Below are 21,438 nucleotides of genomic sequence, written 5' to 3' on the forward strand. Positions count from 1 at the left end.
CAACCTGATCGCTGACACAGCCCACCAGCATCGCGCCAACGGCCATCAACAACGTGCCCCGTCGCAGCATCGCACACCCCAGTTCAATCCCCTGGATGCAGGCTAGCTCGGATCAGCGACAGGTTGCAACAACATCCGACGGCCACTGCGTGGCTTGCGTGGACCGGGTGTCAGAGCTGCTGCACGTCGACAACGCCCGCGACCGCCTTGATTGCGCCGGCGATCTGCGGCGAGACCTTGAAGCGGCCGGGCAGCTTCATCTCCACCTCGGTCTCGAGGTCGAGCATCATCACCAGCGAGACATCGCCGTCGCCATTCGAGCGCGGCGCGATGCCGGGACTGCCGACTTTTGGCGCGGCGCCGTTCGAAGCGGCCATGTCGGGCCCGGCGAGACGCTTGGCGATCGAGTCCAGCGGCTTGGTGTCGCGCAGGAAGATGCGCAGGCCCTTCTGCGTCTTGGCCGCGGCGTCATCGAGCGGCTCGGCATGCAGCACGCGGGCGCGGACGTCCTCGCCCTGAAGCTCGGCGCCGAGCTGGAGCAGCACGGCCGCGCCCGGCTCCAGCACGTCGCGATATTGCGCAAGGCCTTCGGAGAACAGCACCGCCTCAAAGTGGCCCGTGGGATCAGACAGCCCCATGATACCCATCTTGTTGCCGGTCTTGGTACGACGCTCCATGCGCGAGACCACGGTGGCGGCGACCTTGCCGGCGGTGGCGCCGGTCTTCACCGCGCGCGAGAACTCGGCCCAGCTCTGCACCCGCAGCCGCTTCAGCACGGTGGCGTAATCGTCGAGCGGATGTCCCGACAGGAAGAAGCCGATCGCGTCGTATTCGCGGCGCAGCCGCTCGGCCGGCAGCCACGGGTCGACCTGCGGCAGCATGATGGTCGGCGCATCGGCTGCGCTGCCGAACATGTCGTTCTGGCCGATGGTCGCGGCCTCGTGCGCGCGCTGACAGGCGGCGAGGATCGAATCGGCACCGGCAAAGACGCGCGCCCGGTTCGGCTCCAGCGTATCGAAGGCGCCGGCGGCGGCGAGACTTTCGATGATGCGCTTGTTGATCGCGCGCGGCGAGACGCGCGCGGCGAAATCGGCGAGCGAGGTGAACAGGCCGCCTCGGGTGCGCTCCGCGATGATCTGCTCTATCGCCTGGATACCGACGCCCTTGAGCGCGGCGAGCGCGTAGTAGATCGTGTTCTCGCCGACCTCGAAGGTGGCGCCCGACCGGTTGATGTTGGGCGGTTCGACCTTGATGCCGAGGCGCTGCGCCTCTGAGCGGAATTCGGAGAGCTTGTCGGTGTTGTTCAGATCGAGCGTCATCGACGCCGCGATGAACTCCACCGGATAATGCGCCTTCATATAGGCGGTGTGGTAGGACACCAGCGCATAGGCCGCCGCGTGGCTCTTGTTGAAGCCGTAGTCGGCGAATTTTGCGAGCAGCTCGAAGATGGTCTCGGCCTGCCCTTTCGGCACGCCGTTCTTCACCGCGCCCGCGACGAAGATGTCGCGCTGCTTGTCCATCTCGGCGCGGATCTTCTTGCCCATGGCGCGGCGCAGGAGGTCGGCGTCGCCGAGCGAATAGCCCGACATCACCTGCGCGATCTGCATCACCTGTTCCTGGTAGATGATGACGCCGAAGGTCTCCTTCAGGATCGGCTCCAGCACGGGATGCAGATATTCCGGCTCCTCGTCGCCGTGCTTGCGCGCGCAATAGGTCGGGATGTTCGCCATCGGACCCGGTCGATACAGCGCGACCAGCGCGATGATGTCCTCGAAACGGTCCGGCCGCATGTCGATCAGCGCCCGCCGCATGCCCTGGCTTTCAACCTGGAACACGCCGACCACGTCGCCGCGCGCCAGCATCTGGTAACTCTCGGCATCGTCGATCGGCAGCGTGGCGAGATCGACATCGATGCCGCGCGGCTTGAGCAGCTTGCAGGCGACGTCGAGCACGGTGAGCGTCTTCAAGCCGAGGAAGTCGAACTTCACGAGACCTGCGGGCTCGACCCATTTCATGTTGAACTGGGTCACCGGCATGTCGGATTTGGGATCGCGGTAGAGCGGCACGAGCTCGCTCAGGGGACGATCGCCGATCACGATGCCGGCCGCGTGGGTCGAGGCGTGGCGCGTCAGGCCTTCCAGGCGCTGGGCGATGTCGAAGGCGCGCGCCACCACCGGGTCTTCGTCGCGGAACGCCTGCAGCTTCGGCTCGCTCTCGATCGCGGCGGCAAGCGTCACCGGCGCGGCCGGATTCTGCGGCACCAGTTTCGTCAGCTTGTCGACCTGGCCATAGGGCATTTGCAGCACGCGGCCGACGTCGCGCAGCACGCCGCGCGCCTGCAGCGTACCGAAGGTGATGATCTGTGCGACCTGATCGCGGCCGTAGCGCTGCTGCACGTAACTGATCACCTCGCCGCGGCGGTCCTGGCAGAAGTCGATGTCGAAGTCCGGCATCGAGACGCGTTCCGGATTGAGGAAGCGCTCGAACAGCAGGCCGAACTTGATCGGATCGAGGTCGGTGATCGTCAGCGCCCAGGCAACCAGCGAGCCGGCGCCGGAGCCGCGGCCCGGCCCGACCGGAATGCCTTGCGACTTCGCCCATTTGATGAAGTCGGACACGATCAGGAAGTAGCCCGCGTATTTCATGCGGGTGATGACGTCGAGCTCGAAGGCGAGCCGCTTGGCGTAGGTCTCTTCCGTCGTGCCCTGCGACAGGCCGTGGACATGCAGGCGCTTGGCGAGCCCCTCCTCCGCCTGCCGCTTCAGTTCGGCGGCCTCGACCGCGGCCGCATCCGAGCTCGAGGCGGCGCCGACCGTGAAGAACGGCAGGATCGGCTTGCGCGTCATCGGCCGGAACGAGCAGCGCTCGGCGATCTCCACCGTCGAGGCCAATGCCTCCGGAATGTCGGCGAACAGCACCGCCATCTCGGCGCGCGTCTTGAAGCGATGATCCGGCGTGAGCTGCTCGCGCTCGGTCTCGGCGATCAGCCGCCCGCCGGCGATGCAGAGCAGCGCGTCATGCGCCTCGTAGTCGTCGGTCGCGGCGAAATACGGCTCGTTGGTCGCGACCAGCGGCAGGCCCTGCGCATAGGCGATGTCGATCAAGCCGCTTTCGACGCGCCGTTCCTTGTCGGTGTTGTGGCGCTGCAATTCGATGTAGAGGCGGTCGCCGAAAAGTTTGGCCAAACGCTCGCAGCGCGTCGCCGCGAGGTCGGCCATACCGCCGGCAAGCGCCAGCGAGATCGGCCCGTCCGGTCCGCCGGTCAGCGCGATCAGCCCCTCGGTTTCGCCCTCGAGCCAGTCGAACTTGATGAACGGAGCATGGCTGTCTGGCGATTCCAGGAATGCGCGCGAGTTCAGCCGCATCAGGCTGCGATAGCCGCGCTCCTGCGCGGCCAGCAACACCACGCGCGACGGCCCCATCGCGTTGCGCGCATTGGGATCCTGATCGCCGAAGTCGATTGCCAGCTCGCAGCCGACGATCGGCTGGATGCCGGAGCCCGCCATCTTGTCGGAGAACTCCAGCGCACCGAACAGATTGTCGGTATCGGTCAGCGCCAGCGCGGGCTGGTGATCCTTCTTCGCAAGCTCGGCAAGCTTGGCGATCTTGATCGAGCCCTTGAGCAGCGAATAGGCCGAGTGAACGTGAAGGTGGACAAATCCGGCGCTCGGCATGGTCGCGTGACGGCCTCTTGCAGATGAGATGGAGCGGTCGCCGACTCCTCAAGGCATCATGCACTTGCTCGGCCGACTCGCCTCACAATGGTGGGGTCTCGCGCCGCCAGAGTCCACGCCGGAGCGGCCGCTTCGCCGCCTCGTCCCGCTTTTCCCCAACCCGACCTGGCCTGAGCTGAGCAATCAGAGCTGCGGAATCACCTGCGCCCAGATCGCGATCATCCCGACGAACAGCGTGATGGACGCCAGCGCGGCGGCTTCTTCCACGAAAACCCTGAACATGGCTTGCTCCCTTGTTGGAACGTATGGAGAACATTGTTCTCAGTTTGTTCTAAGGAGTCAAGCGCGGCGGACAACCTCGAAAAGCGATGGTTAACTCGCTGAATGCAAACGACAAAAAAGCCCCGGCCGAAGCCGGGGCTTTCGTCAGCCGCTCGCGTGGAGCGATCTGTCTTAGTAGCGAGCCACCATCGGGCCGCCGAACTTGTAGTTCAGGCGCACGAGACCCATGTCGACGTCCTGACGGATGCGCTCCGTGCCGGCGAAACCGGCGAAGGTCACGTCCTTGTCGGACAGGAAGATGTGGTTGTACTCGACGCCAACCGACCAGTTCGGAGCGAAGCCGTACTCCAGGCCAGCACCGACGGTGCCACCCCAGCGGGTTTGGCTGGTCGAAGCGAGCAGCGGGCCGGCCACGTCGTAGATCTCGTACTTGTCGCTGACCACGGCCGCACCGCCCTTCACGTAGATGAGGACGTTGTTCCAGGCATAACCGACTTGGCCGGTGATCAGGCCGAACGCATCCATCTTGGTGCGGTTGCGAGTGGCGAACAGCGCGCTGAGATTGTCGCCGGAGAAGTCGGCCCAGTTGCCCTGGCCTTCCACGCCGAACACCCACTGGCCCGACTGCCAGCGATAGCCGATCTGGCCACCGACCGTGCCGCCGGTCGCATCGTGCGAGCCTTCGCGACCAACGCCAACGAAATCCCAGGTCACGTGCGACGAACCCCCGCCGCCGTTGATGCCGATGTAGAAGCCGCTCCAGTCGTAAACGGCAGCGATCGCCGCCGGCGGAGCTTTGGTGTACGGCCGCGCCGCGAGGTCAGCAGCCAGCGCCGGCGCAGCCGCGCTGAGCGCGATCAGGCTGACAGCGGCGAGCAACAAATTCTTTTTCATTTGATTCCCGTTCCAGTTTCTTCAGAGGCCCCCGGGCCGTAACTGTCGTCATAACAGCGATCGACGGAATTGCTGTAACCACGACGCAACAGTTCGGTCGAAAGGACCTCGCTGATTAACGAATGTTTATCGGCGTGTGTGCGGAAACCCTTTGAAACAAGAGTTTTCATGAGTTCCAATGTCGACTACACGACATAAACTGCACGCGCGCGTAACAACGTCGCGCGCACATTCGCGTGATTGGAGAATCGAAATGCGCGGTCGAGTTCCTCATCCTATTGTCGCCACACTTTCGCTCGCATTGATCACATTTGCACTCGCATCAATTCCAAGCACGCCCGCGCGTGCATTCGGCAAAAATCATCCGTTCTGCCTCACTGGTGATGAATGGCCGGGACTGAGCAATTGCAGGTTCGACACCTACGCGCAGTGTCAAGTGAGCGCGTCCGGTCGCGCGCTGACCTGCATCGCCAATCCGTATTTCGCCGGACAGAGCGACGATCCATACGCGTATCAAAATCGTCCGCGCGCGCAGACGCCAGGCTATTTCCTGCCGCGCTGAGATGCGCCGCGCCGCACTGATGCTCGCCCTCACCGGCATGCTCCCGGCAAGCGGAGCTGCGCACGCGCAGACCTATGATCCGAGCTATCCGGTCTGCATGCAGATCTACGGCCCCGTCGGCTATTTCGACTGCCGCTACGGCTCGCTTGCGCAGTGCCGATATCTCGCCGTCGGGCGCTCCGCGAGTTGCGTCGTGAACCCGTACTTTTTACCGAAGAAACAAACTGTCCCTCGCCGCCCGAGCGCACCGCCGTTGGCACCGGATGATCAAAACCGTTCGGCTGCAGCCACTTATCCTGTGGCGTAGCGGCTGCGTCTCCTCAGCTTTGCCAAGGCGTGTTGCGGATGCGCGTGCACGCGTTCGGCTTGCGGAAGCTCGGATCGTGATCTTCGATGTAGTCGAAGTTGACCGTCCCGAACGTCGTCTGCGGCTTCTTCAGCGCCGAGCAGGTCTACACCTTCAAGAACTCGTTCTTGAAGTCGCCGCGCGGAAACGCTGAGATCACCTGGTCGCGCTGCTCCGGCGTGTACTCGTCAAATCCAACGCCCACGACGTCCACCAGGACGCCCGCGTTGGTGAGCGCGATCTCTGGTCTCATATATTGCGGAATGCCGGGGGTGGTGTGCAGCGCGATTGCTTCCCAGACCAGGTCGGCTTGTGGCTCGGCAATGCCGCGCGCCTGCAGAAAGTCGCGCGCCGCGTCGGCGCCGTCGACCTCAAACCGCTTGGTCTCGGTGTGGTAGTGATCGACGAGGCCGAGATCGTGAAACAGCGCCGCGACATAGAGCAGCTCGGAATCGAACTTCAGCTTCTGACGCAGCCCCTTGATCGCGCCGAACACGTAGACGCGAACCGAATGGTTGAACAACATCTCGTCTTCGTAACTGCGCACCAGCTCGGTGGCCTCGCGCGCCAATTGGCTGTCGGGAATCTTGACGCCGGAAATCACGCTCGTCATTTTCAGGCTCCTGCTTTCCTTTCGGCTGATGCCCTTCGCGGTCAGGCTGCATTCTCGAGCGCAGCCTGTGGCGTCTTTCGGAAGCTGATCGACATGCGATTGTACGCATTCATCAGGCTGATCGCGATGGTGAGATCGACCAGCTCGCGCTCGCTGAAGACCTTGCGGGCGGCTTGATAGGCTACATCCGGAACGTTGGTCTCGGCGACGCGGGTGACAGTCTCGGCCCAGGCAAGAGCGGCGCGCTCGCGTTCGTCGAAGAGATTGCCGGCCTCGGCCCACGCCTGGACCAGCGCGAGCTTTTCAATCTTCACGCCGCTCTTCAGCAAGTCGCGCGTATGCATGTCGAGGCAATAGGCGCAGTTGTTGATCTGCGACACGCGGAGATAGACCAGGGTGACCAGCGTCGCGGGAAGCCCGCTCTGCATGACGTAGCCGTAGACGCCGCCAAGTGCCTTCGTGCCTGCCGGCGCGATGTGGTTGTAGTTGAGACGTTCGGTCATTTGCTTTCTCCTTGATGACCGGAGGGGATGAACGCTCCCCGTTGCCCCTTAGGTGCCCCTGCCATGGTCCATAAAAAAGCACCAAGAATACACAAAAATCGTGTACCACGCAGGCATGACCAGGCCGCTGCATCTGAAGCTCGATCGATCTGCGAAGACGCCGCTGGCCGAGCAGATCCACAGGGGAATCAGGACCGCCATCGAGAGCGGCGTGCTCGCCCCGGGCGCGCGCCTGCCCTCCTGGCAGGATCTGGCCGCCCAGCTCGGCGTCGCGCGCGGCACCGTGCGCGTCGCGTACGAAAAGCTCTCATCCGCCCAACTGATCGTCGCGGCCCGCGCGACTGGAACACATGTCGCGGAGCGGCTGTCCTTGCCGGTGCGGCGGGACAAGGCCCCGGCCCCCGGCTCGTTCATGGAGATGTACCAGGAGCTCACGGCGGGGCCGGCGATCTTCCAGATGGGCGTGCCTGCGCAGGAGACCCTTCCTGCGACGCTGCTGGCGCGGATGCGCGCGCAGGCGGTCCGGATTGAGGTGAGCGCGCCGGCGATCTACCCTGACCCGCGCGGCGAGCTGGCGCTGCGGCGCGAGATCGCCGCCTACCTTGCGCTGGCGCGCGGGATCGAATGCGCGCCTTCCCAGATCATCGTCACCGGCGGTTTCAGCGGCGGCCTTGGCCTGGCGCTCCGTGTCCTCGGACTCGAGCAGAAGAAGGCCTGGTTGGAGGACCCGGGCTTTCCGTTCACCCGGCACGGTCTCGAGCTTGCGCGATTATCGATCGCGCCGATCCCGGTTGACGCCGACGGTGTCGACGTCGATTTCGGACTGAAACATGCTCCTGATGCCGCGCTGGTCGTCGTGACGCCAGGCCAGCAGGCACCGCTCGGATCGACATTGTCACTTGTGCGGCGCTCACGCCTGCTCGACTGGGCTGCGCAAAGCAAGGCGTGGGTGATCGAGGATGACTATCTGAGCGAGCTTCAGCTCAAGGGCCGGGCGACGCCGGCGCTGGCATCGCTCGACCGCGCCGGCCGCGTCATTCACATCGGCTCTTTCAGCAAGACCGTGACGCCAGCTCTCCGTCTGGGCTTTGTCGTTGCACCGGCCGCTCTGGCGTCGCGATTTGCCGAAGTTGCGGCGTGCCTCGCGCCGGCGCCTGGACCCGCGGTGCAGCTCGCGATGGCCGATTTCATCCGCGACGGCCATTATCTCCGGCATCTTCGGCGCACCAAGCGGGTCTACGCAGCGCAAGGCGATGCATTGCTGAAATACCTTCGTCCGCGCACTGCAAACGTTGCGATTGCCGGATTGGCGGCGGTCCTTCGGTTGCCGGAAGGAGCACCCGATCTGGCCATCGCCAGGGAAGCAGCACCGCTTGGACTGGCGCCCACGCCACTATCGCTCTGGTATGCGGCGAAGCGCTCAGTGCGCCCAGGACTGTTGCTCGGGGTCGCAACGTCTCCGCTCAAGAGGATCGAGGCCTCCTGCGATCGGCTCCTTCAGATCATCGATCGTCTGGCGTGACGAACGAAATCCTCACCTGGAAATCACGCCAGTGGCCGGATGTTCTGGTTCATGCGGAAGAAGTTCGTCGGGTCATACTTGGCCTTGATCCGCTGCAGACGCCGGTAGTTCGGTCCATAGGCGGCAGCGACAGGATCGCCCGTCTCGTCATCGTCGAGATAATTGACATAGCGGCCGGAGGCAAAGAAGGGCCGCATCCTTTCATAGGTCTCGCGCGTCCAGGAGATGCAGCGGCTGCTATCGCTGGGATGCATCCACTGCGTGAGAATCAGGAAATTGTAGCCCTCCTGCCGATGCGGAAATGCCGTATCCCCGGCATCGACGCGGGCCGCCGCGCCGTGGACGTGCTCGACGAGGAACTGTCCCATGGGTGTCGGGCAGCGCGCGAAACATTCAATCATGGTTGCAATCGCGCCATCACTCAGCTCCGTCAGGAAGTTCGATTTCCAATAGTTGAAGGCGCCTTTCGGATAGTTGGCGTCGAGTATGCGGTTGAGCTCGCAATAGGGCATCGGCCCGACTGCATCCAGGATCGGCGTTCCGAATTCTTTCAGCGGCCGCACCGCTCGTTCGGCATCGGTCACCGGACCGCAGTGGCTGGTGACCAGGACTGCGACCTCCGTGCCGGATCCGTCTGGCGCATGCGTCAGGGATGCGTTCAGCATGTGCTCGTCCGCGAGCGATCGCGTGCTGCTCCGGAAGAATTCGAGCACATCACGGGAGCGTTCGATGGGATGAACGATCGGGCCGCCGGTGACGATTGGTCCGACCGAATGAAGATCGTATTCGAGACCGGTGGCGATCCCGAAGTTTCCGCCGCCGCCGCGGAGGGCCCAGAACAGATCGGGCTCCTCTTGCTTGCTGGCCCGCAAGACCTTGCCGTCGGCAGTGACAAGTTCGACGGCCCGCAGATTATCCAGTGCTAGGCCGTACTTGCCCATCAACCAGCCCAGTCCTCCGCCAAGGGTCAGACCAGCAATCCCGGTGGTCGAGACCACGCCACCGGTGACCGCAAGCCCATGAAGCTGCGTTTCGCGATTGAGCTCGGCCCAGGTGACCCCGCCCTGCGCCCAGACGGTCTTGCCGACAGGATCGACCCGCACGCCCTTCATGGGCGAGAGGTCGATCATGATCCCGCCGTCGATGGTTGCGCGCCCTGCTACATTATGACCGCCGCCGCGAACTGCGACCTCAAGGCCGAGCTTGGTCGCAAGGGCGACCGCATCGACGACATCAGCCACGCTGCGGCACCTGGCGATCAATGCTGGCCGTTTGTCGATCAGCCCGTTGTGGACCTTTCGCGCCTCCTCGTAGCCCTCGTCCGCTGGCTTGAGGAGTTGTCCTCCGAAGGAGGCGTTTAGATCGGCGGCAGCGCTGGCGACAGATGCGATGGATGACATGACACGATCTCCTCAGCTTGATCCGCCACATCCTCGGCCGAGGGCTGTCTCGGAGCAAATCCGAAGAATTCAGGTGACGATGAAATGATTTCACCTAGACTGGCGGCATGCACAAGCTGCCGCCGCTGATTGAGCTTCGCGCGTTTGAGGCCGCTGCCCGCCATCTCAGCTTCAAGAAAGCTGCGGCAGAACTCGGCGTGACCCCAACGGCGATCAGCCACCAGATCGGGTTGCTCGAGCATTATTGCGGTCGGGCTCTGTTCCGGCGCAGACCAAGGCCGCTTTCGTTGACCGATGCCGGCGCGCGGCTCTTCCCCGCCATTCGCGGCGGACTTGAGGCGTTTGCCGCGGCCATTGCGGCCGTCAAGCAGGAACGAGACCAGCAGCCTCTCCGTGTGACGACAACCAATGCTTTCGCCAGCCGCTGGCTCGTGCCCCGCTTGCCCCTATGGCGGAAGCTGCACCCCGACGTGCCGCTGGAAGTCATCGGCACAGATTCAGTGCTCGATCTGCAGGCCGGAGATGGCGATGTCGCCATTCGCTATGCGACCAGCCGGGCACGGCCGGCAGACGGAATCGTCGATGATCTCTTCAGCGATACGTTCTGGCCGGTCTGCAGTCCGCGTTTGCTTGCAATGGAGCGCCTGAAGCGACCAATCGATCTTGCGAACCACGTTCTGATCCACTCCTATTGGTCGCCCGCCGATCGTGAGCCGCCGACATGGCAGAGATGGCTCGCCGCAGCTCAGCGCAGGTGGCGCGAGGTGCCCCAATTCAAGGACATGCAGCATCTGAGCTTCCGGGAGGAACTGCACGCAATCGAGGCGGTGATTGCCGGACAGGGAGTCGGGATTTTCAGTGACGTGCTCGTGGCACACGACCTCGCCGCTGGTACGCTCGTGAAGGCGTTCAAGTTGAGCTTGCCTGGCTACGGCTTCCATGTGGTCAGTAAGCCAAGCCATCCGCGCGCACGGACCATCCGGGCTTTTTCGCAGTGGTTGCGGTCAAATCCTTGATCCGCCTCTCCGTGAGCAGACGCGCACCACACTGGCGCCGTTCACGCGTCTTCAGGGAACAGCCCGCGCAGGGTGCGCGCCTTATCCGGCAGCCTACGTCAACCGTCATTGCCCAGCTACGCAGCACACATCATGCGTTCGATGCCCTGCGTGATGTAGTTCCGGCATCGCCAGCCCCCTTTGCCGCGCCGCGAAATTGGAACTCCTTATGGTGTTACCAATACGCATTTTGCAATTGTGTCAGCATGGCACTGGATTTAATTCGTCAAAGATCTTGCGATCCAAGAATATTCGCGTCCGGTCGCGTGTTTGGAGCTTGTTTTTGCGATTGAGAGCTTTCGCAGCTGAATTGGAGTTCGCGGCGCAAGGCGTAGGCAGATTCAAACAAAGTTTGAGGCTCTCTCCCTATACCGCTCGAAATGCGATGCGGCGGATGGTTTGCGGCGAGCTGCAGTGATGCTTCCCAGCGGAGTTGCTAACCGGCTTCTGGCAGCACTGCCGGCTGCGGACCTCGATCTGCTGGCACCCGAGCTAGAGATGGTTACGCTCGATCGGGACGCGGTCGTCTCGCGGGCGGGTGACCATACCGAGTACGTCTTCTTCCCTCATAGTGGCGCCGTTACGGTCATGATCGACACGGCGAATGGGCAGACGGTCGCAAGCGCCGCAATAGGACGCGAGGGAGCAGTGGGCACGCTTTCCGTGCTGGGGCCGTCCCCTGCTGTCGTAACCGCCGTCGTTCGTGCTGCGGGGACCGCCTCGCGGATTCCCGCAGCGCGATTCCATGCCGCCTTCAGCCGGAGTCCCGCGATCCGGCATGCGGTCCAGATGCACTTCAAGGCGATGCTGATACAGTTGCAAGTTGGCGGGGCTTGCAATGCGCTGCATCCGGTCCAGGCCCGCATGGCACGCTGGCTGCTCCAACTTCGCGACCGCATCGACCAAGACACCCTGCCGCTCACCCAGGAGGCGCTTTCGCAAATACTGGGCGTACGGCGAACGACGGTGACACTTCTGATGCGCAATCTGCGTGCTTCCGGAGCGATCAGATCGGAACGGCGAGGCGAAATCGAGGTCGACTCATCGCGGCTCGCTGCAGTGGCGTGCGAATGCCGCGACACCATGCGTCTCGAAGTCGAGGAGATCTTCTCTGGGAATGCAGCGTCATCTCGCGTTTCGGCACTGCCGACGCAGTAAATGAAACGGGCGCTGCTGGCCGTTTCGAAGCGGCCCGGTGAATCCGGCGAACACGGTGCGGAAATTGCAGCTTCACGCATGCGGATTCTTCGGGCCGATCAGGCCGTGGCCCAAGGCTCTGATAAGATCGCCCATCTCACATCGGCGCTTGGCAGCGCGGTCTAAGCACGGGCATTGGACGCGCCCATCGCGGCCAGCGCGTGCTGGACCTGACTGGCCGCATAATCGACCATCTCGCGGTGAGTCATCGCGGCACCACGCCGCTCGGCCTCCGCGAAGGCCGCGTCACCTAACACATGGCGAACGCGGGTGAGGATGTCAGGCAGTTCCTGGAAGAAGCCGGTGGCGGGGATCATTTGGGAAAGGGCGCCGCTGAGGGTAGCGGCGACCGTCGGGTATCCCAGCCGCTCAAACAGCAGAATCAGGGTGGCGGTCGTGAGGGTCGCAAGACCTATCTCTGTTGATTGGCCCCAGATTTCGAGCATTCGCGGCAGGGTTCGCAACGTCTTGACCGGATCACCGCTCCGCACCTGCAACTCCGCGACGGCAGGAATGATGACGATCTCCCAGTAGCGATTACCGGAGGTCCTCGCAAGAGCCAGAGCCTTCTCGAACGCATCCAAGGCACATCTTGGGTTGGCTTTGCTAAAGGCTCTTCCCTTGGAAAACAGCGCCGCGATAAGCGAACTTGGCGTTCGCGCGGCCGCCACCTTGTCAACGATGTCGTCGGCGATCGCCATCGCTTCCTCATGCGCTCCGGCCATTGCCAGGTAAAAGGGAAGCGTGGCCAGGCATTGCCGCTCGCGCCGGTCAGCCGGATGCTCGGCACCGGCACGCGCATATTTGACGGCGCTTTCGGCATTGCCCTGGCGGGACGCAATCATGGCCAGAACAGAGAACGCCCAGACCGGCGGATCAAAGTTGGCATTCCCTATCAGCGCTGTCGCTTCCTCGGCGTAGAGCGTCGCCTCTTGAACACGTCCCAGGTTCCACGCCCTTTTTGCTGCGTAAGTCAGCAGAGCGCCCAGCCGTCGATGGCCGACGCGCCGTGCCGCATCGACGATCTCCGTCGGCCAATTGAGCGGTTCGCTGCGCACGCGGAGGACCGCCATGCTCGGGATCCTAGATGCGATTCGGGCCGCAACATCGATATCATCCTGGCTGCTCGCCCACCGAAACGCCGCGCGCAAATTGTCCACCTCCTGATCGAGCCAGGCATAGGCCATTAGTTGCTGCGGGCTTCGCCAAATCCTGTGGTGCGTCTCAGCTTCCTCCGCGAAAAATTGCGCATGGCGCCACCGAACCACGTCGGTTTCCCCCAGCATCGCGAGCCGCTCCTCGGCGAACTGTCTGATCGTTTCGAGCTGGCTGTAGCGAACTGCATTCCCGACCCGTTTGGTGCCGAGCAGCGATTTTCGTACCAGCGCGTCCAGGAGATAGAGAACATCGGCGGCAGCGATGTCGCGGCCGCTACAGACGCGCTCGGCAGCCTCCAGCCCGAAACCTCCGGCAAATACCGATGCGCGCGAAAGCACGGCCTGCTCGGATGACGACAAAAGGTCATACGACCATTCGACGGCGTGCCGCAGCGTCTGATGTCGCTTCGAGACGTGTCGCGACCCGCTGGTGAGCAGGCGGAAGCGTTCATGCAGGCGATCGCGAATCTGACAGGGACTCATTGTCCGCGTTCGGGCGGCTGCGAGCTCGATGGCCAAGGGAATCCCATCAAGGCGGCGGCATATTTCACAGATCGTCTCAGCGTCACCATTGAGTTCGAAGTGTGGTTCCACGGATCGCGCGCGCTCCACGAACAACTCCACCGCTGGCGCATCGATTCCGTCGCCGCACTCGAGTGGCAGCACTGGGTAGGTCCGCTCGCCATCGACCATCAGCGTCTCCCGGCTGGTCGCCAGCAGGCTGACATGCCGACATGTCGATAGGATCTCACGTGCAAGGCTGGCTACCGCATCGATCAAGTGCTCGCAATTGTCGAGAATGAGAAGCAGACTTCGCCCGGCAAGCGCATTGGCGACACTTTGCTCGATCGTCTTGCCGGCTTGTTGCGTGATGCCGAAGACGTCGGCGACGGCGTGACCGGTCGCATTGGGATCATCGAAAGCGGCAAGCTCCACCAGCCATGTGCCATCCGGATAGTTGTCGTGCATCGTCGCCGCGAGCTGGAGTGCGAGCCGTGTCTTGCCGATCCCGCCGGGGCCGGTCAGCGTGACCAGCCGCGCGCTGGAAAGGATCCCGCCGGCTCTGGCGACATCCCTGTCGCGGCCCAGAAAGCTCGTTGTCTGGAAAGGTAGATTACCCGGCGCGGTATTCGCGTGCATCGATGGCGGAATGCTTCTGTTCAGGCCTTTCGCGCCGGGCAGTTGATCGCTGATCTCACCGACCGGACCCTGTGGCACGGAACTGCGTATCACCGAGGCTTTGGGCTGCGTACGGTTCCACTCTCGCAAGAGATGGCGGTACAATGTCTTGGTCTGCGCGTCGGGCTCAATTCCCAATTCCCTGGAGAGCAGTTCGGCGCAGGTTCGATATTGGCGAAGCGCCGCGCCCTGTCTACCTTGCCGGGCATACAGCCCCATCAGGCTGCGATGAACACGCTCTTGCAGGGGATCTGCAGCAAGCAGGCGGGTCGCGATGTGAATGCCGCGTTCGATCACACCTGCGGACAGGTGATGATCGAGCAGCTTCGCCATGCCTTCCAACGCGAGTTCACGGAATCGCTGACGTTCCGCCGCTGCCCAGCTTTCAAATTCGGGTGCCGACACCTGAAAGCCTTCGAGGAATTCGCCACGATAGAGTCCGATGGCCCGCTCCAGGTTCGCCACGCCCGACCGCGCGATAAGATCCTCGAACACCTTTGCATCGATTTCGAGGGCGGCCGGCTCAAGGCGGATGGTGTCCTCCTGAGCGATCAATGCGGTACGACAGGTGTGTGACAAGGCCTTGCGCAAAAGGCTCAGCGCCTGTCGCAGACTGTCGCGGGCCTGCACCTCATCGTGGTCGCCCCACAGCAGCGCCGCAAGCTTCGGTCGCGCCTGCGCTTCGCCCTGGTGCAGTGCCAGATAGGCCAGCAGGGCTGTCGTCTTTTTGGTGGCCAACGGGATGGGCTCTCCGGTGTCCGTCTGGAGCCGGAAACTGCCGAGAAGTGCGAGGTTTGCCTTCGCCATATCCGCCGGCCCTGTACTCAGGGTGCAAAAAGCACCCGGTCCGACGATTTTGCGAATTTATCACGCGTGCGCCGACAGGTCCATTGCGGCGGGTCGGTAGTCTGCTCGCGAGGTCAGGGCCACCATTACCAATGGAGATCATCATGTGGAATCGATTGTCGATCGCAGCCGCCGCAGCCCTCGTGATGGGAACGGTCGGAGCCAACGCTGCAGAACTGCCCACGTATGAAGTCATGGGCTTTCCGATCACACCGCACCAGTTCGTGATATTGGGACCGGCCAACGCGCAACAGGAAACGCCTGCGGCTGGCGTATCGGCGCCGGTCCTTATGCCGCGCCAAAAGGCACGCGATGAGCGGACCGCCAGCAGCGGAGGACGCGCGATTACAGCACTGGTTCTCTCCCCGGTCGTCGCGATCGCCCCTGCGCGGTAGGGAGCGCTATCGCGTGGCGGCTCGCCGCCCCGGTAGCCGCCACGCGGCAGTTGCACTTCGAGGATCACTGCACTCCCTGCCCCGGCGGGCGACCCGCCGCCCGTGCCAGGGTATACCTCGCAAACGCACCATCATCGTGTAGCCCTTACGCCTCTACGCTTTGCACCGGCGTATAGATCACGAGCTTCAGCGCGGGATCGTCGTTGGCCTGGAAGCTCGTGTGCTCGAACCGGAGCACGCCCTTGGTCGGATGGTTCATGGTCTTGAGGCCCGAGGCGGTGCTGCGGATCTCGTGCGCCTCCCACCATTTGACAAATTCCGGACTGCCCTGGCGCAGCCGCGTCAGCAGCTCGGTGAAGGCGGGATCGCCGGCCCAGACGTCGTGGGTGGCGCGAAACATCGCCACCATGCTCTTGGCGACCTCGGTCCAGCCTGCGCCGTAGAACTTTCGCGTCTGCTTGTTCGTCAACACGAGCAGCAACGTATTGCGATCCTGCTCCGGCAGCTGGCCGAAGCCAAAAACCTCCTCGGCCGCCGCGTTCCAGGCCAGCACGTCCCAGCGCCGCCCGGTGATGTAGGCCGGTTGCTTCAGGCTTTCGATCATCCGCCGGATCGGCGGCGGCACGATCTCGCGCGTGAATGGACGCCTATCCCCGTCGCGTGCCAGCGCCTTCAGGTGAGCGTGCTCGGCCTTGCTGAGCCGCAGCGCACGGGCCAGCGCGTCGACGGTGGTGACAGAGGGGCTGACGGTACGGCCCTGCTCGAGGCGGATGTACCAGTCGACCCCAATGCCGGCGAGCTGCGCGACCTCCTCACGCCGCAGGCCCGCGGTGCGGCGCCTGGAGCTCAAGGGAAGTCCGACCGCTTTTGGCGTGAGCTTCTCGCGGCGGGACCGCAGAAAGTCGCCGAATTCGACGCGGCGGGGGTCGGCCATGGACGTGCTCCGTGAGGGAGGGACAGGGCAATACTAGGATAATACCAGGCCTTCCTGCCGCGCGACAGCCCTCGCATATTCCGTGCACCTCACAATGAGGCGCGAACGAAGGTCACATCATGAAGGCTGCCGTACTCAAATCTTTCGGATCCCCGCTGGTCATCGAGGACGTCCCCGAACCCGCGCTCGGCACCGGCGAGGTGATCGTCGATGTCGTCGCCACCCGCGTGCTATCCTATTCCAAGGAAGTGTTCAGCGGTGAACGCAAGTACGCGTTGGACTTGCCCGTCATTCCCGGAGCCGGCGGGGTCGGCCGCGTGCGCGCGATCGGCCCGGACGCGACGAAATTGTCCGTGGGCGACTGGGTGCTCTGCGATCCGACGGTGCGCTCGCGCGACGACGCGATCGCTCCCGACATCCACCTTCAGGGTGTGAGCGCGCGCGGCGAAGGCGGCATGCGGCTACAGAAATATTTTCACCACGGCTCCTTCGCCGAGCAGATGAGGGTGCCGACGGAGAACGTGACGCGGCTCGGCGAACTCAGCGAAGCGGAGGCCTCGCAATGGAGCGTGCTCGGCACCATGCTCGTGCCCTATGGCGGCTTCCTTGCTGCAAAGCTGCAGCCCGGCGAGAGCGTGCTCGTGAGCGGCGCGACCGGCAATTTCGGCAGCGCCGCCGTGGCCGTGGCGCTCGCGATGGGCGCGGCCTATGTCGTGGCGCCGGGCCGCAACGATAAGATGCTCGCCGAACTCGTACGTCGCCATGGCGCGCGCGTCAGGCCGGTGAAGCTGACGGGCAACGAGAATGACGACCGCGAGCTGATGAAGCGCGCAGCGCCTGACCCGATCGATTGCGCGTTCGATATCATGCCGCCTTCCGTCGCCACGACGGTGGTGCGCGCCGCGATCATGACGGTGCGGCCCAATGGCCGCGTCGTGCTGATGGGCGGCGTCAACATGCAGGGCGGTCCAGGCCTGGAGCTGCCCTACAACTGGATCATGCGCGAATGCATCACGATCCATGGCGTCTGGATGTATCCGCGTGATGCGGCGGCTCGCTTGATCGCGCTGGCACGCACCGGGTTACTGCGGCTCGACGAGTACGAGACCACGGCCTTCGACCTCGACCACGCCAATAAGGCGGTGGCGCATGCCGCGGCCAATGGCGGGCCGTTCAAATTGACGGTGATCAGGCCTTGAGTCCTGAGGCGGCGGCGGAGCGCCATCGCCCGAATTTTTTCGTTAGTCCAGCCAAGCACTTGGCTACTGTGCATGGGGTTGTTTTCGCGGTTTTTAATCGAGCTCGACCACCTGGCCGTGCGACAGCGAGACGCGCCGGTCCATGCGGCCGGCGAGCTCCATGTTGTGGGTCGCGATCAGCATCGACACGCGTGTCGCCTTGACCAGCTGCATCAGGGCCTGGAATACGTGCTCGGCCGTGCCGGGGTCGAGATTGCCGGTCGGCTCGTCCGCAAACAGCACGCGCGGCGCATTGGCAACCGCACGTGCGATCGCGACGCGCTGCTGCTCGCCGCCGGACAGCTCGGCCGGGCGGTGGGTGATACGATCGCCTAGGCCGAGATAGCCCAGGATCTCCTTGGCGCGCTTGACGCTCTCGGACTTCTTCAGGCCGCGGATCATCTGCGGCAGCATGACGTTCTCGAGCGCCGAGAACTCCGGCAGCAGCCGGTGCGACTGGTAGACGAAGCCGATATCGGTGCGGCGCAGCTGCGTGCGCTCGATGTCGGGCAGCTGCGAGGTCGGCGCGCCCGAGACATAGACCTCGCCGGAATCCGGCGCTTCCAGAAGGCCCGCAATGTGCAGCAGCGTTGACTTGCCCGAGCCCGACGGCGCCACCAGCGCGACCGACTGTCCGGCCCACAGCGCCAGCTTGGCACCATCGAGGATGGTCAGCGGCACCTCGCCCTGCAAGTACTGCCGCTTTATCTCGTGGAGATAAATGACCGGGACATCCTCCGCCCCATGCTGCTGCTCCATCAGCCCCTCACTCGTACCGCAGCGCTTCGACCGGATCGAGGCGCGCGGCGCGCCACGACGGGTAGAGCGTCGCCAGGAACGACAGCGTCAGCGCCATGATGACGACCGCCGTGGTCTCGCCGACGTCGATCTCGGCGGGCAGTTTCGACAGAAAGTAGAGTTCCGGCGAGAACAGCTCGGTGCTGGTCAGCCAGGACAGGAATTGCCGGATCGACTCGATGTTGAGACAGATCACGAGGCCAACGCAGAAGCCGACCAGCGTGCCGACCACGCCGATCGAGGCGCCCGTGATCAGGAAGATCCGCATGATCGAGCCCTGCGAGGCGCCCATGGTGCGCAGGATCGCGATGTCGCTGCCCTTGTCCTTCACCAGCATGATCAGGCCGGAGACGATGTTGAGCGCCGCGACCAGCACGATCATGGTCAGGATCAGGAACATGACATTACGCTCGACCTGGAGCGCATTGAAGAAGGTCGAGTTGCGCTGCCGCCAGTCGACCAGGAATACCGGCCGGCCCGCCGCCTCCGTCACCGCCTTGCGGAAGGCGTCGATCCTGTCGGGATTGGTGGTGAACACCTCGATCGAGGTGACATCGTTGCTGCGGTTGAAATAGGCCTGCGCCTCGGCCAGCGGCATGAACACGAAGCCGAGATCGTATTCGGACATGCCGATCTCGAACACGGCGACGATCTTGTAGGGCTTGATCCGCGGCGTCGTGCCCATCGGCGTGACCGCGCCCTTCGGTGCCACCAGCGTCACGCTGTCGCCGGCATGCAGCGACAGCTGGTCGGCGAGGCGGCGGCCGATCGCGACGCCCTGCCCGTCGTCAAAGCCCTCGAGCGAGCCCTGCTTGATGTTCTTGGCGATCGAGGTGAGGTTGTTGAGATCGTCGGAGCGGATGCCCCGCACCAGGACGCCCGAGGCGTTCCATGGCGATGACGCCAGCGCCTGACCATCCACGACGGGGGCCGCAAGGCGAATGCCTTCGACCTGGCTGATGCGCTCGGCGACGTCCTTCCAGTCGGTCAGCGGCGATTCCAGCGGCTGGACCAGGATGTGGCCGTTAAGCCCCAGAATCTTGTCGAGCAGCTCTTTGCGGAAGCCGTTCATCACGGCCATGACGATGATCAGCGTCGCGACGCCCAGCATGATGCCGAGAAAGGAGAACCCGGCGATGACCGAGATGAATCCCTCCTTGCGGCGCGCCCGCAAATAGCGCGCCGACAGCATCCACTCGAATGGCGCAAAAGGCGCGGTTTGCACGGTTTCGGTCATGGTCTCATCCATCGCTCGATAATCCCATGATTCGGGGTCAATTGTGGCCGGATTGGCGGCCGCGATATCGCGCGATGAACAATATTCAGCCGACCAGCCGGGCGACCGCGTCCGCAGGCGACATGGTCTCGCGGGCCCCGTCGCTGCGCCGCTTGATCTCGACCTTGCCGTCGGCGAGCCCCTTCGGGCCGATCATGATCTGCCAGGGGATGCCGATCAGGTCGGCGGCGGCAAATTTGGCGCCGGCGCGCTGGTCGGTATCGTCGTAGAGCACGTCGACGCCCTTGGCCATGAGCTCGGCATACAACTTCTCGCAGGCCGCATCGACGGCGGCATCGCCCTGCTTGAGGTTGAGAATCGACACGCGGAACGGTGCCACCGCCTCCGGCCATTTGATGCCGGCATCGTCATGGCAGGCCTCGATGATGGCGCCTAGCAGGCGCGAGACGCCGACGCCGTAGGAGCCGCCATGGATCGGCACGTCGACGCCATCCGGGCCCGCCACCAGCGCCTTCATCGGCTCCGAATATTTGGTGCCGAAATAGAAGATCTGGCCGACCTCGATGCCGCGGGTGTTGAGCCGCTTCTCCTCGGGCACTTCCTTTTCGAAACGCGCGGCATCATGGACGTCCTCAGTGGCGGCATAAACCGAGGTCCATTGCTTGATGATCGGCGTGAGGTCACTCTCATAGTCGACGTCCTCGCCCGGCACCGGCAGGTCCAGCACGTCGCGACTGATGAAGACACCGGATTCGCCGGTCTCCGCGAGCACGATGAATTCGTGGCTGAGATCGCCGCCGATCGGGCCGGTCTCGGCGCGCATCGGGATCGCCTTCAGCCCCATGCGTGCGAAGGTCCGCAAATAGGCGACGAACATCTTGTTGTAGGCGACGCGTGCCGCGGCTTCGTTGAGGTCGAAGGAATAGGCGTCCTTCATCAGGAACTCGCGGCCGCGCATCACGCCGAAGCGTGGACGCTGCTCGTCGCGGAATTTCCATTGGATATGATAGAGATTCAGCGGCAGGTTCTTGTAGGACTTCACGTATGCGCGGAAGATCTCGGTGATCATTTCCTCGTTGGTCGGCCCATACAGGAGCTCGCGCTTGTGGCGGTCGGCGATGCGCAGCATCTCCGGGCCATAGGCATCGTAGCGACCGCTCTCGCGCCAGAGGTCGGCGAGTTGGAGCGTCGGCATCAAAACCTCGATCGCGCCGGACCGGTCCTGCTCCTCGCGCACGATCTGCTCGATCTTCTTGAGCACGCGGAAGCCGAGCGGCAGCCAGGCGTAGATGCCGGCGGCCTCCTGCCGGATCATGCCGGCGCGCAGCATCAGCCGATGCGAGACGATCTCCGCCTCTTTCGGATTTTCCTTCAGGATGGGCAGAAAGAACCGCGACAACCGCATGGTAATACTCTGGGAATCAGTGATCGCCCGCAGTGAAACCGGATTGGGAGCGAAAACACAAGACCGGGAATGAGGAAAAGCCGCTAACGCGGCGGAATTCCTGTCATTTTTCCGTCGACTTCAGATTCAGGTTGAGCCGCCGCGGCGCTCCTTACGGCGGCGGCTCAGCCGCTCTCCAGCGTGACCTGCTCGAAATCGGTC

General features: G+C 63.7%; 17 protein-coding genes and 1 pseudogene. 8 read left to right on the forward strand and 10 right to left on the reverse strand.

Annotated elements, in window-relative coordinates; genetic code table 11:
* Positions 1 to 170: 170 nt before the first annotated feature.
* Together dnaE and YU9_RS0127085 are read right to left on the reverse strand one after the other, a co-directional pair.
* Positions 171 to 3,674: a DNA polymerase III subunit alpha gene (gene dnaE, locus YU9_RS0127075; protein WP_027575615.1), complete on the reverse strand. Its 3,504-nt coding sequence runs from the start codon at positions 3,672 to 3,674 to the stop codon at positions 171 to 173.
* 453 nt (positions 3,675 to 4,127) lie between these two features.
* Positions 4,128 to 4,850, reverse strand: a complete 723-nt coding sequence (locus YU9_RS0127085; RefSeq protein ID WP_027575616.1) for an outer membrane protein — start codon at positions 4,848 to 4,850, stop codon at positions 4,128 to 4,130.
* Between the two features lie 253 nt (positions 4,851 to 5,103).
* Here YU9_RS0127085 and YU9_RS0127090 point away from each other — a divergent pair, with 253 nt between their 5' ends.
* Both YU9_RS0127090 and YU9_RS42615 read left to right on the forward strand, forming a co-directional pair.
* A complete protein-coding gene (locus YU9_RS0127090; RefSeq protein ID WP_027575617.1) occupies positions 5,104 to 5,412 on the forward strand; it encodes a DUF3551 domain-containing protein in 309 nt (102 codons plus the stop codon).
* Position 5,413: 1 nt separating this feature from the next.
* Entirely contained in the window at positions 5,414 to 5,719 is a 306-nt protein-coding gene (locus YU9_RS42615; protein WP_051380535.1) for a DUF3551 domain-containing protein, read from the forward strand.
* A 13-nt stretch (positions 5,720 to 5,732) separates the two neighbouring features.
* Here the strand turns inward: YU9_RS42615 and YU9_RS42620 are convergent.
* Both YU9_RS42620 and YU9_RS0127105 read right to left on the reverse strand, forming a co-directional pair.
* A pseudogene (locus YU9_RS42620) lies at positions 5,733 to 6,371 on the reverse strand (HD domain-containing protein).
* 41 nt (positions 6,372 to 6,412) lie between these two features.
* Entirely contained in the window at positions 6,413 to 6,874 is a 462-nt protein-coding gene (locus YU9_RS0127105) for a carboxymuconolactone decarboxylase family protein (RefSeq protein ID WP_027575618.1), read from the reverse strand.
* Positions 6,875 to 6,989: 115 nt separating this feature from the next.
* Between YU9_RS0127105 and YU9_RS0127110 the strand changes: the two genes are divergently transcribed.
* Positions 6,990 to 8,396 (forward strand): PLP-dependent aminotransferase family protein, encoded by a 1,407-nt coding sequence (locus YU9_RS0127110; RefSeq protein WP_027575619.1) that lies wholly within the window; start codon positions 6,990 to 6,992, stop codon positions 8,394 to 8,396.
* A 23-nt stretch (positions 8,397 to 8,419) separates the two neighbouring features.
* On the opposite strand, the gene YU9_RS0127115 is transcribed toward YU9_RS0127110, so the two are convergent.
* A complete protein-coding gene (locus YU9_RS0127115; protein ID WP_027575620.1) occupies positions 8,420 to 9,796 on the reverse strand; it encodes an FAD-binding oxidoreductase in 1,377 nt (458 codons plus the stop codon).
* A 107-nt stretch (positions 9,797 to 9,903) separates the two neighbouring features.
* Here YU9_RS0127115 and YU9_RS0127120 point away from each other — a divergent pair, with 107 nt between their 5' ends.
* The 3 genes from YU9_RS0127120 to YU9_RS48160 all read left to right on the forward strand — a co-directional run bounded on the left by YU9_RS0127120 (position 9,904) and on the right by YU9_RS48160 (position 12,174).
* Positions 9,904 to 10,812 carry a LysR substrate-binding domain-containing protein gene (locus YU9_RS0127120; protein ID WP_027575621.1) on the forward strand — a complete coding sequence of 303 codons (909 nt, stop codon included), beginning with the start codon at positions 9,904 to 9,906 and terminating at the stop codon, positions 10,810 to 10,812.
* A gap of 456 nt (positions 10,813 to 11,268) precedes the next feature.
* Positions 11,269 to 12,009: a helix-turn-helix domain-containing protein gene (locus YU9_RS0127125; protein WP_051380536.1), complete on the forward strand. Its 741-nt coding sequence runs from the start codon at positions 11,269 to 11,271 to the stop codon at positions 12,007 to 12,009.
* On the forward strand, positions 12,010 to 12,174 hold the full coding sequence (locus YU9_RS48160; protein WP_156952145.1) for a hypothetical protein: 165 nt from the start codon (positions 12,010 to 12,012) through the stop codon (positions 12,172 to 12,174).
* On the opposite strand, the gene YU9_RS42625 is transcribed toward YU9_RS48160, so the two are convergent.
* Positions 12,171 to 15,191 carry a BTAD domain-containing putative transcriptional regulator gene (locus YU9_RS42625; RefSeq protein ID WP_051380537.1) on the reverse strand — a complete coding sequence of 1,007 codons (3,021 nt, stop codon included), beginning with the start codon at positions 15,189 to 15,191 and terminating at the stop codon, positions 12,171 to 12,173. The genes YU9_RS48160 and YU9_RS42625 overlap by 4 nt on opposite strands.
* 131 nt (positions 15,192 to 15,322) lie before the next feature.
* On the opposite strand from YU9_RS42625, the gene YU9_RS42630 reads away from it, so the two are divergent.
* Positions 15,323 to 15,625: a hypothetical protein gene (locus YU9_RS42630; RefSeq protein ID WP_051380538.1), complete on the forward strand. Its 303-nt coding sequence runs from the start codon at positions 15,323 to 15,325 to the stop codon at positions 15,623 to 15,625.
* Positions 15,626 to 15,770: 145 nt separating this feature from the next.
* Here the strand turns inward: YU9_RS42630 and YU9_RS0127145 are convergent, their stop codons facing one another.
* The gene (locus YU9_RS0127145; protein ID WP_027575623.1) at positions 15,771 to 16,559 is read right to left on the reverse strand and encodes a helix-turn-helix transcriptional regulator; all 789 of its coding nucleotides are present in this window, start codon (positions 16,557 to 16,559) and stop codon (positions 15,771 to 15,773) included.
* Between the two features lie 119 nt (positions 16,560 to 16,678).
* Between YU9_RS0127145 and YU9_RS0127150 the strand changes: the two genes are divergently transcribed.
* Positions 16,679 to 17,758 carry a zinc-binding alcohol dehydrogenase family protein gene (locus tag YU9_RS0127150; protein ID WP_027575624.1) on the forward strand — a complete coding sequence of 360 codons (1,080 nt, stop codon included), beginning with the start codon at positions 16,679 to 16,681 and terminating at the stop codon, positions 17,756 to 17,758.
* Between the two features lie 93 nt (positions 17,759 to 17,851).
* On the opposite strand, the gene YU9_RS0127155 is transcribed toward YU9_RS0127150, so the two are convergent.
* The 3 genes from YU9_RS0127155 to proS form a co-directional block, all read right to left on the reverse strand.
* On the reverse strand, positions 17,852 to 18,556 hold the full coding sequence (locus YU9_RS0127155) for an ABC transporter ATP-binding protein (protein ID WP_027575625.1): 705 nt from the start codon (positions 18,554 to 18,556) through the stop codon (positions 17,852 to 17,854).
* A 7-nt stretch (positions 18,557 to 18,563) separates the two neighbouring features.
* On the reverse strand, positions 18,564 to 19,844 hold the full coding sequence (locus YU9_RS0127160) for a lipoprotein-releasing ABC transporter permease subunit (protein WP_027575626.1): 1,281 nt from the start codon (positions 19,842 to 19,844) through the stop codon (positions 18,564 to 18,566).
* Between the two features lie 73 nt (positions 19,845 to 19,917).
* Positions 19,918 to 21,237: a proline--tRNA ligase gene (gene proS / locus YU9_RS0127165; RefSeq protein WP_027575627.1), complete on the reverse strand. Its 1,320-nt coding sequence runs from the start codon at positions 21,235 to 21,237 to the stop codon at positions 19,918 to 19,920.
* Positions 21,238 to 21,438 lie beyond the last annotated feature (201 nt).

The organism is Bradyrhizobium sp. WSM1743 (assembly GCF_000473065.1).
GTDB lineage: Bacteria > Pseudomonadota > Alphaproteobacteria > Rhizobiales > Xanthobacteraceae > Bradyrhizobium.

Coding starts and splice junctions, on each gene's coding strand:
- proS (WP_027575627.1), bottom strand. CDS start 21,237: ATGCGGTTGTCGCGGTTCTTTCTGCCCATCCTGAAGGAAAATCCGAAA.
- YU9_RS0127085 (WP_027575616.1), bottom strand. CDS start 4,850: ATGAAAAAGAATTTGTTGCTCGCCGCTGTCAGCCTGATCGCGCTCAGC.
- YU9_RS0127105 (WP_027575618.1), bottom strand. CDS start 6,874: ATGACCGAACGTCTCAACTACAACCACATCGCGCCGGCAGGCACGAAG.
- YU9_RS0127155 (WP_027575625.1), bottom strand. CDS start 18,556: ATGGAGCAGCAGCATGGGGCGGAGGATGTCCCGGTCATTTATCTCCAC.
- YU9_RS0127120 (WP_027575621.1), top strand. CDS start 9,904: ATGCACAAGCTGCCGCCGCTGATTGAGCTTCGCGCGTTTGAGGCCGCT.
- YU9_RS0127125 (WP_051380536.1), top strand. CDS start 11,269: ATGCTTCCCAGCGGAGTTGCTAACCGGCTTCTGGCAGCACTGCCGGCT.
- YU9_RS42615 (WP_051380535.1), top strand. CDS start 5,414: ATGCGCCGCGCCGCACTGATGCTCGCCCTCACCGGCATGCTCCCGGCA.
- YU9_RS0127145 (WP_027575623.1), bottom strand. CDS start 16,559: ATGGCCGACCCCCGCCGCGTCGAATTCGGCGACTTTCTGCGGTCCCGC.
- YU9_RS42630 (WP_051380538.1), top strand. CDS start 15,323: ATGGAGATCATCATGTGGAATCGATTGTCGATCGCAGCCGCCGCAGCC.
- YU9_RS0127090 (WP_027575617.1), top strand. CDS start 5,104: ATGCGCGGTCGAGTTCCTCATCCTATTGTCGCCACACTTTCGCTCGCA.
- YU9_RS42625 (WP_051380537.1), bottom strand. CDS start 15,191: ATGGCGAAGGCAAACCTCGCACTTCTCGGCAGTTTCCGGCTCCAGACG.
- YU9_RS0127115 (WP_027575620.1), bottom strand. CDS start 9,796: ATGTCATCCATCGCATCTGTCGCCAGCGCTGCCGCCGATCTAAACGCC.
- YU9_RS0127150 (WP_027575624.1), top strand. CDS start 16,679: ATGAAGGCTGCCGTACTCAAATCTTTCGGATCCCCGCTGGTCATCGAG.
- dnaE (WP_027575615.1), bottom strand. CDS start 3,674: ATGCCGAGCGCCGGATTTGTCCACCTTCACGTTCACTCGGCCTATTCG.
- YU9_RS0127110 (WP_027575619.1), top strand. CDS start 6,990: ATGACCAGGCCGCTGCATCTGAAGCTCGATCGATCTGCGAAGACGCCG.
- YU9_RS0127160 (WP_027575626.1), bottom strand. CDS start 19,844: ATGGATGAGACCATGACCGAAACCGTGCAAACCGCGCCTTTTGCGCCA.
- YU9_RS48160 (WP_156952145.1), top strand. CDS start 12,010: ATGAAACGGGCGCTGCTGGCCGTTTCGAAGCGGCCCGGTGAATCCGGC.